The organism is Streptosporangium roseum DSM 43021, from assembly GCF_000024865.1.
GTDB classification, from domain to species: Bacteria; Actinomycetota; Actinomycetes; order Streptosporangiales; family Streptosporangiaceae; genus Streptosporangium; species Streptosporangium roseum.
Genome location: NC_013595.1, coordinates 9,278,760 through 9,293,127, shown reverse-complemented (window position 1 = coordinate 9,293,127; position 14,368 = coordinate 9,278,760). Strand labels below are relative to the sequence as shown.

Below are 14,368 nucleotides of genomic sequence, written 5' to 3'. Positions count from 1 at the left end.
GGGCACGCCCTAGCGGCCCTCGAAGACGGGGCGCTCCTTGTTGAGGAAGGCGCGGGTGGCGTTCAGATGGTCGGCGGTCTTGGCGCAGGCGTCCTGGAGGTCGGCCTCCAGGGCCAGGGCGTCGGCCAGCGAACCGCTCGCGGCGGCCCCCAGGGCCCGCTTGGTGGCGGCGTAGGCGCTCGTCGGGCCCTGTGCCAGCCGTACGGCCAGGGCGTGGGCCGCGGTGGCCAGCTCGTCGGCGGGGACGACCTTGGAGACGATGCCGAGCTCCAGCGCGCGGGCCGCGTCGAAGGGCTCGCCGAGCAGCAGGAGCTCGGCCGCGCGGGCCGGGCCGACTAGGCGCTGGAGCGTCCAGGACGCGCCGGAGTCCGGGGCCAGGCCGATGCCGGTGAAGGCCATCGCGAACTTCGCCCTGTCGGAGGCGATCCGCAGGTCGCAGGCGAAGGCCAGGGAGGCGCCCGCGCCCGCGGCGACGCCGTTCACCGCCGCGACGACCGGCTTGCCCATCTCGGTGATCGTGCGGATGATCGGGTTGTAGTGCGTGCGCACGGTGTCGTTCAGGCCCCGGCCCGCCTCCAGGTTGGCGGCGTGCTCGTTCAGGTCCTGGCCCGCGCAGAACGCCCGGCCCGACCCGGTCAGCAGCACCGCCCGTACGGCGTAGGCCTGCGAGGCCATGGTCAGGGCCTCAAGGAGGTCGGTCTTCGCCCGTACCGTCAGCGAGTTCATCGCCTCCGGCCGGTCCAGGGTGATGGTGGCGACGGCGTCGTCGTCGACGGAGTAGAGAACGTCGTTCAACGGAGAGGCTCCTTCTACGGCTCGGTCAGATGGTGGTCGACGAACGCGGCGGCGGCGGGGAGCAGGCGGGCCGCCTCCTGCTCGAAGTAGGCCCTGGCCTTCTCGCCGGGCCAGCCCGGCGGCAGGAGGTCGGCGGGGAGCCCGGGGTCCCGGAACAGGAAGTTGCGCCAGCCGTGCAGCAGCCTGCTCCGGGTGGCGAACACCCGGTCGTCGGCGGCGTCGCCGGGCAGCGCGCCGACCAGGTCGACCGCCCGGGACAGCCATTCCTCGTAGGCCGAGCCGATGCTCTCCAGATCCCAGGTCCTGGCGACCAGCGCCCTGGGGTCGCCGTCGAGCACCGCGTCGAACCGGTCGGCGTGGATGTCCTCCCCGGCGAGGAGCGCGCCGAGCTCGGGGGAGGGGCGCGGACCTATCCAGGTCGTCTCCGACAGCGGGGCGTAGCCGAGAAAGGCCAGATCGGCCTTCAGGCGCTCCCGGCGGGGCCGCTCGCGCACCGGTTCGACCACGAGCATGTGCCACCGGCCCGTCCAGGTGATCGTCCCAACTCGGTAAATTCTCAGCGCCGTCTCGTCGAGACGGCGCACGCATCTGGGGGTGACCTCGTAGCCGGGCCCCTGCGGCAGCCGGGAGGGGGTCAGCCAGCCCTGCCGCACCATCCGCGAGACGGCGGTACGGACGGCGGGAGGGGCGATATCCAACGGTGCGAGCAGGCGGACGAGGGCGGCTACGGACGCGCGACCGCCTCGGGACCGCAGATGGTCCCCATACAGATCGAAGAGAGCGGCACGGGCGTTCACGAGGACAAGTTTGGTCGTCTGCAGGGTCTCGGACAACGGTCTTGATTGCCCGATGAGTCGATGCTGAGGCTGATCGTTCCCATTCCGAGCGCGGAGACGGGATAATAGGACATCACAGAAGACGTGAATGCGTCGGCCACCCTCGGGTCAGTCGGAGATCCGGAGCCCGAAGCAGGAAGGGATACACGCATGGCGGCTATGAAGCCGAGGACCGGTGATGGTCCGCTGGAGGTCGTCAAAGAAGGCAGGGGAATCGTCATGCGGGTCCCTCTGGAGGGTGGCGGCCGGCTCGTCGTCGAACTCTCGGCAGACGAAGCCAGCGCCCTTGGTGAGGAATTGAAGAAGGTCGTCGTCTGATCCCGATCTGAGATGCAGCGGTGTAGCCGGGCCCTATCTGATCTTGCTTGGAGAGCATGACATCCGCCATGGCCCACGCGACCGCGACCGATGAACACGGCCCTGGCCGCCGGACCGCCCTGTGGCGGCTCGCGCCAGGGCCGTAGTGTTCTTCCCAGATGATGACTGGAGTTCGCATGCCCATATCTCCCTATCTGCTGCTGCCCCGCGCCTCCTACGGGCGGGGCCTGTCCGCCGTGACCTCGCCGGCCCCCTCCGGGAGTGGCGCGGCCGCCGAGATCCCCGTCGCCGAGGACGCCCAGCTGTTCGCCGTCCCCTTCGCGGCGGACCTCGCACCCGAGGTGGGCTTACCGCTGCCCGCCGCCGCGCTGCTGGCCCACTACGAGGCCAAGGGCGAGGCCGGCGAGGTCGTGGAGGTCCCCGTCGCGAACGGTGAGACCGTCGGCCGGGTGCTGCTCTACGGGATCGGGGACGGTTCGGCCGGTGCCCTGCGCAAGGCCGGCGCCGCGGTGGCCAGGCGGGGCAAGGGCAGAGACGCGATCAGGATCGTGCTGCCCGAGGGGCCGGTGGCCGCGTTCGTGGAGGGCGCCCTGCTGGCCACCTACACCTTCCGGATCGGCGAGGTGAAGTCCCCGCCGGTGGCGGTGATCGAGTTCGTCGGTGACGGGGCCGAGGCCGAGGTCGCCAGGGGCGAGGTGATCGCCAAGGCCGTCGCCCTGGCCAGGGACCTGGCCAACATGCCCTCCTCGGTGAAGACCCCCGCCTGGCTCGCCGAGCGCGCCGTGGAGCAGGGCGTCACCGCCAAGGTGTGGGACGAGGAGGAGCTGCGCGCCGGGAGGTTCGGCGGCATCGTCGCCGTCGGCCAGGGGTCGGCCAACCCGCCGCGCCTGATCCGGCTGTCCTACGAGCCCGAGGGCGCCACCGGTCACGTCGTCCTGGTCGGCAAGGGCATCACCTACGACACCGGCGGCCTGTCGCTCAAGCCGACCGAGGGCATGAAGTTCATGAAGACCGACATGGCCGGCGGCGCGGTCGTCATCGCGGTCCTGGGCGCGCTGGCCGCCCTCGGCGTGCGGGTCAGGGTCACCGGCCTGATCGCGGCCGCGGAGAACGCCTTCTCCGGCACGGCCCAGCGTCCCTCCGACGTGATCACCCAGTACGGCGGGCGGACCGTCGAGGTCCTCAACACCGACGCCGAGGGCCGCCTGGTGATGGCCGACGCGCTGGCCTACGCCGACGCCGAGCTGGACCCGGACGTCATGGTGGACATCGCCACGCTGACCGGGGCCATCGGCATCGCCCTGGGCAAGGACCTCGGCGCCGTCTTCGCCTCCGACGACGATCTGGCCGCCGAGCTGGCCGGGGCGGGGGAGAGCACCGGCGAGCGGCTCTGGCGGATGCCACTGATCGACGACTACGTCCCGGCGCTCGACTCCAGCGTGGCCGACCTGGCCAACATCGAGGTCGGGTCGTCCTACGGCGCGGGTTCCGTCACCGCGGCGCTGTTCCTGCGCGAGTTCACCGGCAAGCGGCCGTGGGCGCACCTGGACATCGCCGGCGTCGGCCGCAGCAGCGCGGACGAGGGCATCTTCAGCAAGGGCGCCACCGGCTACGGCGTGCGCCTGCTGCTGGAGTGGCTGTCTAGTCGGTGAGTTTGATGGCGGCCAGGATGCCGTCGCCGAGGGGCATCATCAGCGGGCGGAGCCGTTCGTCGGAACGGACCAGCTTGCCCAGCTCCCGCACGGCGACGGTGTCCGGGTCGCGCTGCGCCGGGTCGGCGACCCGGTTGTGCCACAGGGCGTTGTCGAAGACCACGATCCCGCCGGGGCGCAGCAGCCGGACGGCCTCGGCGAGGTAGTCGCCATACTCCTGCTTGGCGCCGTCGCAGAAGACCAGGTCGTAGCCGCCGTCGGACAGGCGGGGCAGGACGTCCAGGGCACGGCCGGTGATCAGCCGGATCCGGCCGCCGGAGAACCCGGCCTGGGCGAAGCTCTGCCGTGCCAGACGCTGGTGCTCCGGCTCCACGTCCACGCTGGTGAGCGTGCCGTCCTGGCGCATGCCGCGGAGGAGCCACAGTCCGGACACACCGCAGCCGGTGCCGATCTCCACGACCGCGCGGGCGTTGACGGCCGTGGCGAGGAAGCAGAGGGCGGCGCCGCCACCGGGCAGGATCGGGGGCGCTCCCACCTCCGCCCCGCGCTGACGCGCGGTGAGCAGGATCTCGTCCTCCGTGTGGAATTCCTCGGCATAGGCCAGAGTGGCCTCCAACGGACTTGTCGGCGTCTCTGCCATCGGCCTCTCCTCCCGCTTTCTCCGTACACAGTCATATAGGCACTGGGTCGCAGCCTAAGGGAGGCAGGCCCGATCGGGAACTCATGTCGCGCCCGGTGCGTTGCACGGTTTAAGCGGCCTTTGCCGGTCCTGAAGGTAGTGAGTGCGCACGAAGGGACGAAACCAGGCACTATGGCGATAGCGGTGGTCCCGGAGAGAGGAGTGCTGGTGGAGGAGTCCGACCACCAGACGGAAGCTCCCATGCCTGACTGGACGCCTCCCACCTGGGAGGAGGTGGTCAGGAACCATTCGGCGCGCGTGTACCGGCTGGCCTATCGGCTGACCGGCAACGTGCACGACGCCGAGGATCTCACACAGGAGGTCTTCGTCCGGGTCTTCAGGTCTCTGTCGAACTACACGCCGGGCACCTTCGAGGGGTGGCTGCACCGCATCACCACCAACCTGTTCCTCGACATGGCGCGGCGCAAGCAGCGCATCAGGTTCGAGGGGCTCGCCGACGACGCCGCCGAGCGGCTGCGCGGACGCGAGCCGTCCCCCGCCCAGGCGTACGACGACAACCATCTGGAGCCGGACATCCAGGCGGCGCTCGACGCGCTCGCGCCGGAGTTCCGCGCGGCCGTCGTCCTGTGTGACATCGAGGGGCTGTCCTACGAGGAGATCGCCGCCACGCTCGGCGTGAAACTCGGCACGGTCCGCAGCCGCATCCACCGCGGCCGGGCGCAGTTGCGTGAGGCGCTGGAGCACCGCGCGCCCCGTGGCGACCAATTCCCCCCGACCATCACCCGCGGGGAGGAGTTCGCATGAGAAACCACAGTCATGACGAATGTCACGACGAGCCGCTTGGCAAGGAGTGGGCATGAGTCATCTCGGAGAGCGTGTTTCCGCACTGGTCGATGGTGAGCTGAACCACCATGAGCGCGACCGCGCCCTGTCTCATCTGACCTTCTGCGCCGCCTGCCGGGCCGAGGTCGATGCCATGCGGGCTTTGAAGAACCGGTTGCGATCCCTGGACGGGCCCGCCATGCCCGCCGACCTGACCATGTCGTTGCTGCGGATGTCCGAGCCCGGCGGCCCGTTACCGCCGCGTGAGCGGCCTTTCCCGACCTCCTCGGCCTCGCGGACGTTCGGCGGTGCGCCGATCCCGAGCATGCACAGCGTGGCGCCGCCGGACAACCGGCCGCGCGGCCGTGCCGGAGGTCCCCGCCGGGCGAGAAGGGCGGGTTACGTCGCGGTGGGCGTCGCCTCCGCGGCCGTGGCGCTCGGCACGCTGTTCGTCGCGGGCGGCTCCGGCCCCAGCCCGCGTGTCGTGCCGCCGGTCGACATGTTCGCCAACCAGCACAGGAACACCGCGCCCTACGGAGGGTCGGCGACGCCGACCTTCTCCCCCACTCCGTGATCCGGCTGCCCGCCACCCTCGTTCTCGCCGCTGTCATGCTGCTGGGGCTGGTGGCGGGCAGTCCGGCGCACGCCGCCCGGCCGGACGAGCCCGAGGGCGACGACACCGGTCTGCACCTGCTGCGCGAGGCGGCGATCGCGGGCCGTACCCGCGGATACTCCGGCACCCAGTACGTCACCACCTGGGGCCGCTCCGGCTCCGGCGCCGTCTCCTCGGTGCTGGAGGTCCGCAACGTCCCCGGTGAGGGGCTGACCGTGCACACCCAGCCGTCGGGTCTCGTCCAGAGGGTGGACCCCGGCACCCCCGCCGGCGGCATGTCCACCCCGTCCGAGACCATGCTTGAGGTGCTGGCCCGCAACTACCGGGTCGTGGTCGTGGGCGAGGGGCGCGTCTGCGGCCGGCCGGCCCGCCTGGTCCACGCGGTGCGCGCGGACGGCACGGTCGCGGCCCGTTACTGGCTCGACGAGGCCGGAGGGCCGGTGCTGCGCCGCGAGCTCCTCGACGGTCACGGCAGGGTCGTCCACGCCGGGGCCTTCGTCGACCTGACCCTCGGACCGGCGCGGAAGGCCGCCGCTCCCGTGTCGGCCGCCGGCGGTCTCGACCTGGGGGAGACGCCCGGACTGCTGGCCCGGGGCTGGCGTTTCCCCGCCGCTCTGCCCGGTCGTCTGGAGCTGTTCGCCGCGCACGACGCATCTCCTGGATACTTGTATCTGGGATATTCGGATGGCTTGTCAGTCGTGTCCGTTTTTGTCCAGCCTGGTGTCCTTGATGAGGAACGTCTCCAGGGGTGGCATGCTCGGCAACGCAACGGGCATACGATCTGGATCCGGGACTCAGCCGAGCAGGAGACGATCTGGGCGAGTGGGGGTCATGTCTACACCGTCTTCGCGGACGCTCCGGCCGACATGGTCGACGCCGCCGTCGCGGCGCTGCCGCACGAGCCGGTGCCCGCGCCCGACCTGTGGACGCGGCTCGGCCGAGGGGCGGATCGCCTCCTGTCCTGGGTCAACCCCTTCGGGTAAGGCGCGCTTTACATCTCTCGTATCCCGCTCAGGGGAAGATTGCCGGGGCATACCTGTGAGCGGCCTCATACGAGGCAAGGAGTGGTGAATAATCGATGACCGACGAGACCCGTACCCGCGAGGCGCACGGTGCTGAGGGGCGTACGCCGTCGGACTTCACCGACGACAGAGGCCAGGCCCCCGAGCCCCCCCGCCCGGACTTCCTGCCCGCCGAGGAGGCGGTCCCCTCCCACGGCGAGCAGCCCCGCAACGACGGCTGGAGCCAGCTCGGCGGGCCGCCGGGCCAGGGCCGGTGGGGCCAGGCCCCGCAGGGCGGCGCCGAGCAGCCCCGCCCCGACGACCGGGGCGGGCAGCCCGGCCCGGTCGCTCATCCCGGCCAGAGCGGCTGGGGCGATCCGTCGGGCAGGGCACGGCAGGACACCGCGGTCTTCGGCCCGCCGGCCGGTCCGCCCCCTCCGCCCTCCCAGGCGTTCGGCATGGGCCCCGGCTGGGCGCCGCCCCCCGGCGGCTACGCCGGTGCCGGCTACGCGGGCGCCGCGGCTCCCGGCCGGCGCGGGCCGCGCACCAGCACGCTGGTCGTCCTCGCCGTGGTGATCGCGCTGCTGGCCTCGACGCTGGGGAGCGTCGGCACCTACCTGCTCACCCGCCCCTCCCTCTCGGACCGCGACCCCTCCTTCACTTTGGGGAAGGCGCCGACCGGTTCCAACTCCCGGCCTCCGGAGTCGATCGCCGGAGTGGCGGCCAGGGTCCTGCCCAGCGTGGTCTCGCTGGCCGTCGACGGCGGCACCAGCGCGAGCACCGGCTCCGGCTTCCTGATCAAGGGGGGCTACGTGGTGACCAACAACCACGTGGTCGCCGCGGCCGCGCCGGGCGGTGAGATCCAGATCCAGTTCAGCAACCGCAAGTCCACCTCCGCCCGGATCATCGGCCGCGACCCCGAGTCCGACCTCGCGGTGGTCAAGCCCGAGGAGACCTTCGGAGCCCCGGAGATCAGCCTCGGCAACTCCGACAACGTGGTCGTGGGTGACCCGGTCGTGGCGATCGGCTCCCCGCTCGGCCTGGTCGGCACCGTCACCTCCGGCATCGTCAGCTCGCTCAACCGCCCGGTCCAGGCGGGGGAGGAGAACAGCTCCGACACCACCTGGCTCAGCGCCATCCAGACCGACGCCGCCATCAACCCCGGCAACTCCGGCGGCCCGCTGGTCAACGCCAACGGCGAGGTCATCGGGGTCAACTCGGCGATCGCCACGCTCGGCAGGTCGGCCGGCGGGCAGAGCGGCAGCATCGGCCTCGGCTTCGCCATCCCGGTGAACCACGCCCGCCGCATCGCCGAGGAGCTGGTCAGCACCGGTGTGGCCAAGAAGTCGCGGATCGGCATCACCATCGACCAGACCTACCAGGGCGCCGGGGTCCGCATCGACAGCGAGGTCAAGCAGGGCACCCGCCCGGTCGAGCCGGACGGCCCCGCCGACAAGGCGGGTCTCAAGCCCGGTGACGTCATCCTGGAGATCAACGGCACGGTGGTGCAGGACAGCACCGAGCTCATCGCGCTGATCAGGAACAAGGCCCCGGGAGAGAAGCTGGTGATCAAGTTCCAGCGCGGCGGCCAGGAGAAGACGGCCACCGTGACCGTGGGCGCCGCGGCCGCGCAGCCCACACCCGCACCCCGGCCTTCCTGACCAGCGATCGGGGATGCCGGGCGCGGGCCCCTGGCTTCAGTCATGGGGGTACGTCCGGTGCGGGAAGGCGCTCCAGCGCCTGAGCGTGCCTTGACCGGAACGGGCTGCGGCAGCGCACCGCGCGCTGGTACAGTCAGTCGTGGTCGAACACGTGAGCGATAACCAAGCTTGCGACTTTGGCCGTTACTCACCGCCGGGAGGGCGGAGCCCGCGTCACCCGGAACGGGATCGTGGGCTGGGGCGTGGAAACCCGTGTAAACGGGGCCGGAAGGTGAACCGCCAAGCAACAGCGTCGCGACCGTGCGCAGAGCCGCACGGTCGGGATGGCTGGAATCCCCCGGATTCATCCGTGGGGAGCGCTTCAAATGTGTGGGTGCGTGCTTGGAGTTGGGGGCATTAGTCTGGAAGCTCTCCGGGTGTATGCCCGGGGAGCCGCTCTAACGTTGTCCCGGTAGGAGATCACCGTGTTCGGACTCGGCTGGCCTGAGATCGTGGCGCTGGTGGTCATCGCCCTTCTCGTCTTCGGCCCGGAGAAACTGCCCCAGGCCGCCGCCCAGGCGGGCAAGACGCTGCGCAACCTCCGTCAGATGGCCAACAACGCCAAGAGCGACCTGCAGACCGGGCTCGGTCCCGAGTTCGCCGACTTCGACCCGGCGGACCTCAACCCGAAGAACTTCGTCCGCAAGCACCTCACCGGCGAGCTGGAGGACGACTGGAACCGCCCGGCGGCCACCGTGGCGGCCGCCGCCCCGGCCTACACCGACTCCTACGCCTCCGAGGCGGCCGGTGAGCTCGGATACGGCGAGCTCCCGCCGTACGACTCGGAGGCGACCTGAGCCCGGCGAGCTCCCGTCCCGGAGCCCACGGCGGCCGGAGCGTCGTCCGGCGCCGCGGGGCGGGCCGGGCCCGATGACGACGGAAGAGGCGCCCTCCTTGAAGGAGGGCGCCTCTCGTCATGCCGGGGGAGCCTAGCGGCCCCGGGTGGGGGAGATGCCGAGCTGCATGCCCTTGAGGCTGCCCGACTTCTTGCTCAGACCGGCGGCGATCCGGCTCAGCTCGGCGGCGGCCGGGGCGTCGGGGTCAGTGAGCACCAGCGGCTTGCCCTCGTCGCCGCCCTCGCGCAGCCGCATGTCGATCGGCACCTGGCCGAGGAGCGGCACGCGGGCGCCGAGGGTGCGGGTCAGCGCGTCGGCCACGGTCTGGCCGCCGCCCTCGCCGAAGACGGAGATCCGCTCGTCGCAGTGCGGACAGGGCAGCCAGGACATGTTCTCGATGACGCCGGCGATCTGCTGGTGGGTCTGCACGGCGATCGACCCGGCGCGCTCGGCCACCTCGGCGGCGGCCTGCTGCGGGGTGGTCACCACGAGGATCTCGGCCGACGGCATCCGCTGCGCCACCGAGATCGCGATGTCGCCGGTGCCGGGGGGCAGGTCCATCAGCAGGACGTCGAGGTCGCCCCAGTAGACGTCGGCGAGGAACTGGTGCAGCGCCCGGTCCAGCATCGGACCGCGCCACACGACCGGGGTGTTGCCCTCGGGCTTGAACATGCCGACCGAGATCACCTTGATGTCATGCGCCACCGGCGGCATGATCATGTCCTCGACCTTGGTGGGGCGCTCGGAGACGCCGAGCATGCGGGGGATGCTGTGGCCGTAGATGTCGGCGTCCACGACGCCGACCTTGAGGCCGTTGGCGGCCATCGAGGCGGCCAGGTTGACGGTGACGGAGGACTTGCCGACGCCGCCCTTGCCGGAGGCGACCGCGAAGACGCGGGTCAGCGAGCCGGCCTGGGCGAAGGGGATCTCCTTCTCGGGGCCCTTGTCGCCGCGCAGCTTGGTCTGGAGCGTCTTGCGCTGCTCGGGGCTCATCACGTCCATCTCGACCTGGACCGCGCGCACACCGTCAATCTTGGAGACCGCGCCGGTGACGTCACGCGTGATGGTGTCCTTCATGGGGCAGCCCGACACCGTGAGGAAGATCCCGACACGGACCGTCCCCTCAGGGGAGATGTCGACGCTCTTGACCATGTCGAGTTCGGTGATCGGCCGACGGATCTCAGGGTCGTTGACGGTCGCGAGCGCGGCCATCACCAGTTCCGGGGTAGGTGCCATCGAAGTGTCGGCAACAGGCCGTCACCCTGCGGCGACGGGAGGATGCCGTCCCTCCTTGTCTATGTGTCCAGGCGTTCTACGGGCAGGGCTTGTCCGTCGCAGCGCCCATGTGGCTGAGCGAGAGGCCGCTCCCACAGGAGAGCGGAGGAGTCATGCACCCATGGTATGAACCCGGGGGCCATGGATGGAATTCCGGCATCCGACCATGACGGTCAGATTCGGACAATTCGCTATGTAGATGCGCGTGCAACGTTCTAAGGTTACTCCGTGACCGTGACCGTGACAGCAGGCGAGTCGGGAGAGGCGATCAGCTCGGAGGAGCTGGCGGTCTGGCGCATGCTCCAGCGGGCCCAGGTCCGCATCACCCGGGTCCTGGAGACCGATCTGCTGGTCGAGCACGATCTGGCGCTGGCCTCCTACGACGTGCTCATGCAACTGTCGGAGTCGCCCGACCGGCGGCTGCGGATGAACGACCTGGCCGACCGGGTGCTCCTGTCGCGCAGCGGCCTGACCCGGCTCATCGACCGCCTCCAGCGCGACGGCCTGGTCGAGCGCGAGGCTTGCCCCAGCGACGCGCGGGGCCTGTTCGCGGTCCTCACCGACGGCGGCGCCGTACGGCTGGCCGAGGCCACTCCCACCTACCTGCGCGGCATCCGCGCCCAGTTCCTGGACGTCCTCGACGCCGGGGAGCTGCGCCAGTGCGCGGCGATGCTGAACAAGCTCTTCCCCGCCCCGGACGGCGAGGAGATCCCCGGCTAACCCGTCTCCCCGGAGCGGGACGCGCCCGACGGCGCGTAGGGCTCCTGGAGCTCGTCCTGCAGGCGCTGCAGCTCCGAGCGGATGTAGTCGCGGGTGGCCACCTCGCCGAGCGCGATGCGCAGGGCCGCGATCTCCCGGGTCAGATATTCGACGTCGGCCTGGTTCCGCTCGGCCGCGCTGCGGTCGAGCTCGTTCTGGATCCGGTCCCGGTCGTCCTGCCGGTTCTGGGCGAGCAGGATCAGCGGCGCGGCGTAGGACGCCTGGAGCGAGAGGATCAGCGTGAGGAAGATGAACGGGTAGGGGTCGAAGCGCAGGCTCTCCGGGGCGAAGACATTCCACAGTGCCCAGACCGCGACGAAGACGGTCATGTAGACCAGGAACCTGGCGGTGCCGAGGAACCGGGCGATCTGCTCCGACAGCCGCCCGAAGGCCTCCGGGTCGTAGTGCGGGCGCAGGCGCAGGCCCTGCTGCCTGGGCTGGTCGAGCCGCTCAGTCATGGTCGGTCTCCGGTCCGTGGTCCCGTTCGCGCCAGTCGTCGGGGAGCAGGTGGTCGAGCACGTCGTCCACGGTGACGGCGCCGACCAGGCGGCCGACCTCGTCCACCACGGGCACCGCCATCAGGTTGTAGGTGGCCAGGTAGGAGGTCACCTGGTTCAGGGTGAACTCGGGCTTGATCGGATCGATGGAGGTGTCCATGACGCCGCCGAGCAGCGCGGACGGCGGCTCGCGCAGCAGCCGCTGGAAGTGGGCGAGACCGAGGTAGCGGCCGGTGGGCGTCTCGATGGGCTGCCGGGCCACGTAGACCTGCGCGGCCACCGTCGGGGTGACGTCCCGCTGGCGGATGTGGGCCAGGGCCTCGGCGACCGTGGCGTTCGGGGGGAGCACCACGGGTTCGCTCGTCATGATGCCGCCCGCGGTGTCCTCCGGGTAGACCAGCAGCCGCCGGACCGACGCGGCCTCCTCCGGCTCCATCAGCGCCATCAGCGCCTCGGCCTGCTCGGGCGGGAGGTCCTGGAGCAGGTCGGCCGCGTCGTCGGGGTTCATCTCCTCCAGCACGTCGGCGGCCCGGCCCGGGGAGAGCCGGCTCATGATGCCGATCTGGTCGCGTTCGGGGAGCTCTTCGAGCACGTTGGCCAGCCGTACGTCGTCGAGGGCCGCGGCCACCTCGACGCGCCGCTTGTCCGGCAGTTCGTGCAGGGCGCTGGCCAGGTCGGCGGCGCGCATCGTCTCGAAGGCGACCAGCAGGTTGGCCGCGCCCTGGTCCTTCTGCACGGCGCCGAAGCCCCTGACCTCGGCCCAGTCCACGATCCTGGTCGGGCCGCGCCGCCGCAGCCCCAGGCCCGATCCGCCCTTGACCACCGCCACCTTGGTGATCGTCCACTCCGCGCGGCGGTTCTCCTCCATGGCCAGGTCCAGGACCGTCATCCGCTGGCCCTCGACCTCCACCTCCAGGTCGAGGATCTCGCCGATGGCCAGCGTCTCCGTCGCCCGCTGCTCGAAGCGGCGCACGTTGATCTGGCCGCTGAAGACGACCGACCCGGCCTCGATGCCCCGGACCCGGGTGATGGGCAGGAAGACCCGCCGCCGGGGCTGGACCTCGACGACCAGCCCGTGCACGCGCGGCGGGGTGGTGCCGGCGATGGCCACCACCACGTCCCGCACCCGCCCGATCTGGTCACCGGCCGGGTCGAAGACCGGGGTGCCGGCGAGCCGTGCGATGAAGATCTTCACATTTGAAGCGTAGGCGGCGTCCCGGTGTCGCCGGTTCAAGGCACGCTCACATTTCGGACGCCCCCTTGCTGGGATCCGGCATGTCGTGACAGCATCAAAAGGACCGTACGGTAGTTACATGGATGGTGTCTTATGAGGCGTGCCGGTCTGCTGATCGCGTTCGCGTCGTCCTGGTGTTTCGCCTTCTCCGGGCCCATGGCCAAATATCTGGGCGCCGCGGGGCTGGCTCCGCTGGAGTCGGTCTGGGTGCGGATGGCGGGCGCCGGGCTGCTGCTCGCCGGCGTCCTCGCCGTCGTCAGGCCCCGGGCGCTGCGCATCCCGCGCTCGCGGCTGCTGTTCTTCCTGGCCTACGCCGTGATCGCGGTCGCCGGCGTGCAGGCGCTGTACTTCGCGGCGATCACCCGGCTGCCGGTGGGCATCACCCTGCTGATCGAGTTCACCTCGCCGGTGCTGGTCGTGCTCTGGGTCCGGTTCGTCCGCCGGGTACGGCTGCCGCGGGCGGCCTTCGTCGGCGCCGTGGTCGCGGTGGTCGGGCTCGGCATCGTGGTCGAGGTCTGGTCCGGCCTGGCCCTGGACCCGGTGGGCCTGCTGCTCGCCTTCGGCGCGGCGGCCTGCTGCGCCGGATACTTCCTGCTCAGCGACGGCTTCGGCGACGACGTCGACCCGCTCGGCCTGATCGCCTGGGGCCTGCTGGGCGCGGCCGCGGTGCTCGTCCCGATCTCCCAGCCGTGGGACATCCCGTGGACGGCGTTCACCCGGACCGTGGCGCCCGAGGGCGGCCACGCCCTGCCGGCGCTGGCGGCGGCGATCTGGATGATCGTGATCGCCACGGTCGTCGCCTACATCCTCGGTGTCACCGCGGTCCGCCGCCTGTCGGCCGCGATCGGGTCCACCGTCGCCTCGCTGGAGGTCATCGCCGGTGCGGTGATCGCCTGGATCCTGGTGGGGGAGGCGCTCGGGCCCTTCCAGATCGCCGGTGGCCTCATCGTCCTGTCCGGCGCCTACCTGGCCCAGCGGGCCACGGCCGTCGTGCCTGCCGCCCCGGTGGAGGTCAGGGAGCCGGTTCGCGCGGGGTGAGCCGTACCACCTGCGACCGGGCGGCCCAGCGGGCCGTCAGGCCCGCGCCGTCGACGGCGTTGAGCCGCTCCTTGGCGAGCGCGGCCACCGCCTCGGCGGCCTCCGCCTGGTCCACCACCTCGACGGAGGCGTCGAAGACGACCAGCCGGCCGCCGTTGTCCTTGCTCCGGAGCGTCACCTGGACCTCGCCGGACCCGGCGAGGCCGGGCAGCGACTGCTCGCCGCCGCCGGTGACCACGTAGATCGCGCCGTCGTGCCAGGCGTGCCAGGCCAGCCGGGGCCGGTCCAGCGAAAGCCACAGGACCCCCGACTTCTTGGCGCCCTCTTCGATCACACCCATGAGACGAATGTA

16 protein-coding genes are annotated in these 14,368 nt (G+C 71.2%); 9 read left to right on the top strand and 7 right to left on the bottom strand.

Annotation, left to right across the window (positions count from 1 at the left end; all coding sequences use genetic code 11):
* Window positions 1-9: 9 nt before the first annotated feature.
* The gene (locus SROS_RS40660; protein ID WP_012894795.1) at window positions 10-795 is read right to left on the bottom strand and encodes an enoyl-CoA hydratase-related protein; all 786 of its coding nucleotides are present in this window, start codon (window positions 793-795) and stop codon (window positions 10-12) included.
* A gap of 14 nt (window positions 796-809) precedes the next feature.
* Window positions 810-1,592 carry a PaaX family transcriptional regulator gene (locus tag SROS_RS52480; protein WP_012894794.1) on the bottom strand — a complete coding sequence of 261 codons (783 nt, stop codon included), beginning with the start codon at window positions 1,590-1,592 and terminating at the stop codon, window positions 810-812.
* A gap of 189 nt (window positions 1,593-1,781) precedes the next feature.
* Between SROS_RS52480 and SROS_RS48350 the strand changes: the two genes are divergently transcribed.
* On the top strand, window positions 1,782-1,949 hold the full coding sequence (locus SROS_RS48350; RefSeq protein WP_012894793.1) for a DUF3117 domain-containing protein: 168 nt from the start codon (window positions 1,782-1,784) through the stop codon (window positions 1,947-1,949).
* A 176-nt stretch (window positions 1,950-2,125) separates the two neighbouring features.
* Entirely contained in the window at window positions 2,126-3,601 is a 1,476-nt protein-coding gene (locus SROS_RS40650) for a leucyl aminopeptidase (protein ID WP_012894792.1), read from the top strand.
* On the opposite strand, the gene SROS_RS40645 is transcribed toward SROS_RS40650, so the two are convergent.
* On the bottom strand, window positions 3,591-4,241 hold the full coding sequence (locus tag SROS_RS40645) for an O-methyltransferase (RefSeq protein ID WP_012894791.1): 651 nt from the start codon (window positions 4,239-4,241) through the stop codon (window positions 3,591-3,593). The genes SROS_RS40650 and SROS_RS40645 overlap by 11 nt on opposite strands.
* Before the next feature lie 171 nt (window positions 4,242-4,412).
* Between SROS_RS40645 and sigE the strand changes: the two genes are divergently transcribed.
* The 5 genes from sigE (at window position 4,413) to SROS_RS40620 (ending at window position 9,174) form a co-directional block, all read left to right on the top strand.
* Window positions 4,413-5,045, top strand: coding sequence for an RNA polymerase sigma factor SigE (gene sigE, locus SROS_RS40640; RefSeq protein ID WP_012894790.1), 633 nt, complete (start codon window positions 4,413-4,415; stop codon window positions 5,043-5,045).
* A gap of 52 nt (window positions 5,046-5,097) precedes the next feature.
* On the top strand, window positions 5,098-5,637 hold the full coding sequence (locus SROS_RS40635) for an anti-sigma factor family protein (RefSeq protein WP_012894789.1): 540 nt from the start codon (window positions 5,098-5,100) through the stop codon (window positions 5,635-5,637).
* Window positions 5,634-6,659, top strand: coding sequence for a sigma-E factor regulatory protein RseB domain-containing protein (locus tag SROS_RS40630; RefSeq protein ID WP_012894788.1), 1,026 nt, complete (start codon window positions 5,634-5,636; stop codon window positions 6,657-6,659). Before SROS_RS40635 ends, SROS_RS40630 begins: the two co-directional genes overlap by 4 nt.
* 95 nt (window positions 6,660-6,754) lie before the next feature.
* Entirely contained in the window at window positions 6,755-8,338 is a 1,584-nt protein-coding gene (locus SROS_RS40625) for a S1C family serine protease (RefSeq protein ID WP_012894787.1), read from the top strand.
* 464 nt (window positions 8,339-8,802) lie between these two features.
* Entirely contained in the window at window positions 8,803-9,174 is a 372-nt protein-coding gene (locus SROS_RS40620) for a sec-independent translocase (protein ID WP_012894786.1), read from the top strand.
* Window positions 9,175-9,306: 132 nt separating this feature from the next.
* On the opposite strand, the gene SROS_RS40615 is transcribed toward SROS_RS40620, so the two are convergent.
* Window positions 9,307-10,449, bottom strand: a complete 1,143-nt coding sequence (locus SROS_RS40615) for an Mrp/NBP35 family ATP-binding protein (RefSeq protein ID WP_012894785.1) — start codon at window positions 10,447-10,449, stop codon at window positions 9,307-9,309.
* Between the two features lie 267 nt (window positions 10,450-10,716).
* On the opposite strand from SROS_RS40615, the gene SROS_RS40610 reads away from it, so the two are divergent.
* Window positions 10,717-11,208, top strand: coding sequence for a MarR family winged helix-turn-helix transcriptional regulator (locus tag SROS_RS40610; RefSeq protein ID WP_012894784.1), 492 nt, complete (start codon window positions 10,717-10,719; stop codon window positions 11,206-11,208).
* Here SROS_RS40610 and SROS_RS40605 read toward each other — a convergent pair.
* Both SROS_RS40605 and SROS_RS40600 read right to left on the bottom strand, forming a co-directional pair.
* Window positions 11,205-11,705 carry a DUF1003 domain-containing protein gene (locus SROS_RS40605; RefSeq protein ID WP_012894783.1) on the bottom strand — a complete coding sequence of 167 codons (501 nt, stop codon included), beginning with the start codon at window positions 11,703-11,705 and terminating at the stop codon, window positions 11,205-11,207. The genes SROS_RS40610 and SROS_RS40605 overlap by 4 nt on opposite strands.
* Window positions 11,698-12,939, bottom strand: a complete 1,242-nt coding sequence (locus tag SROS_RS40600; RefSeq protein WP_245564458.1) for a magnesium transporter MgtE N-terminal domain-containing protein — start codon at window positions 12,937-12,939, stop codon at window positions 11,698-11,700. Before SROS_RS40600 ends, SROS_RS40605 begins: the two co-directional genes overlap by 8 nt.
* Window positions 12,940-13,071: 132 nt before the next feature.
* On the opposite strand from SROS_RS40600, the gene SROS_RS40595 reads away from it, so the two are divergent.
* Window positions 13,072-14,016 carry an EamA family transporter gene (locus tag SROS_RS40595; protein ID WP_012894781.1) on the top strand — a complete coding sequence of 315 codons (945 nt, stop codon included), beginning with the start codon at window positions 13,072-13,074 and terminating at the stop codon, window positions 14,014-14,016.
* Here the strand turns inward: SROS_RS40595 and SROS_RS40590 are convergent.
* Window positions 13,991-14,356: a hypothetical protein gene (locus SROS_RS40590; protein WP_012894780.1), complete on the bottom strand. Its 366-nt coding sequence runs from the start codon at window positions 14,354-14,356 to the stop codon at window positions 13,991-13,993. The genes SROS_RS40595 and SROS_RS40590 overlap by 26 nt on opposite strands.
* Window positions 14,357-14,368: the final 12 nt, after the last annotated feature.

Bases quoted from the DNA above. Each gene is read 5' to 3' on its own strand.
- SROS_RS40615 (WP_012894785.1), bottom strand. From the start codon at position 10,449: ATGGCACCTACCCCGGAACTGGTGATGGCCGCGCTCGCGACCGTCAAC.
- SROS_RS40605 (WP_012894783.1), bottom strand. From the start codon at position 11,705: ATGACTGAGCGGCTCGACCAGCCCAGGCAGCAGGGCCTGCGCCTGCGC.
- SROS_RS40625 (WP_012894787.1), top strand. From the start codon at position 6,755: ATGACCGACGAGACCCGTACCCGCGAGGCGCACGGTGCTGAGGGGCGT.
- SROS_RS40595 (WP_012894781.1), top strand. From the start codon at position 13,072: ATGAGGCGTGCCGGTCTGCTGATCGCGTTCGCGTCGTCCTGGTGTTTC.
- sigE (WP_012894790.1), top strand. From the start codon at position 4,413: ATGGCGATAGCGGTGGTCCCGGAGAGAGGAGTGCTGGTGGAGGAGTCC.
- SROS_RS40590 (WP_012894780.1), bottom strand. From the start codon at position 14,356: ATGGGTGTGATCGAAGAGGGCGCCAAGAAGTCGGGGGTCCTGTGGCTT.
- SROS_RS40635 (WP_012894789.1), top strand. From the start codon at position 5,098: ATGAGTCATCTCGGAGAGCGTGTTTCCGCACTGGTCGATGGTGAGCTG.
- SROS_RS48350 (WP_012894793.1), top strand. From the start codon at position 1,782: ATGGCGGCTATGAAGCCGAGGACCGGTGATGGTCCGCTGGAGGTCGTC.
- SROS_RS40650 (WP_012894792.1), top strand. From the start codon at position 2,126: ATGCCCATATCTCCCTATCTGCTGCTGCCCCGCGCCTCCTACGGGCGG.
- SROS_RS40645 (WP_012894791.1), bottom strand. From the start codon at position 4,241: ATGGCAGAGACGCCGACAAGTCCGTTGGAGGCCACTCTGGCCTATGCC.